This is a genomic window from Microbulbifer epialgicus (assembly GCF_041447265.1).
Lineage (GTDB): Bacteria > Pseudomonadota > Gammaproteobacteria > Pseudomonadales > Cellvibrionaceae > Microbulbifer > Microbulbifer epialgicus.
In genome coordinates this window covers 1-916 of sequence record NZ_JBGMEK010000250.1, presented here as the reverse complement: position 1 = coordinate 916, position 916 = coordinate 1, and the positions used below count along the sequence as shown (strand labels likewise).

General features: G+C 42.8%; 1 protein-coding gene. It reads left to right on the top strand.

Annotated elements, in window-relative coordinates; genetic code table 11:
- On the top strand, positions 1–916 hold a 916-nt coding region (locus ACCI49_RS24825), incomplete at both ends, for a hypothetical protein (RefSeq protein WP_371841942.1).

Here is a 916-nt window from a genome sequence, read left to right as displayed (position 1 = left end):
CATCAGTTTTGAAGATGTATCCTCAGTGCTTGCTGGTGGGCAAGGTTCTGATGGCGATACGGTTATTGCAGCCAGCAATACAATGGTCACTCTTAAAGGATTGAGTAATCAGTTCCAGTTGGAGACCAGCGGAATTAATTTTGAGGAGGTTGAGGTTGCGGAAGCAACGGATGGCTGGGTCGAAGGATCTGATGATGCTGATTGGATTGAAGTTATAGCCGATAAAGCGTTCAAGGCTAATGGTATAATATTCTCGGGTATCAGTTCACTGGATACTAAGGAAGGAGACGATACTGTTGTTGGTCTTGCCGGGGAAAGCTGGAGCTTGACAGATACCAACAAAAAAGTACTTAGCAGCTTGATAACCTTCTCAAATATAGAAGTTGTTCAGGCGGATAATTCACAATTAATTGGCACGGATGCTAATAGTGAAGCATTTACGATAGGTGTTTCAGCTGACAATAAAATTCAGGTAGGGGTAAATAGTGTAGCCTTTACCGGAATCAATAGTATTGCAGCTGGTGAGGGTTCCGGTGATACCGATACCATCACCAGTACCCTGACTGATGACACAATTGAAGATCACAACTGGACGTTGGTGGGCACTAATCAAGTAAACCATGCGGGCATTGTGATCTCTAATGCAGAAACTTTCCGTGGTGGTGGTGGCACCCTGACGGGTGATTCCAGTAGTGATGATGTTTATACAATTGTTGACGATACAGGGACTATTAATGTCGACAATATGTATTTTTATAACCTGAATCGGATAGAAACCGCTCAGAATAATTCAGATAAATTAATAGGCACCAGTGGGGTTGATGAGTTTTCATTTAATGGGAACGGTGAGCTGGAAGTTCACGGGCTCACTTTTAAAAATATAGAAACTGTAGATGCAGGTTCCGATAATGGCGTA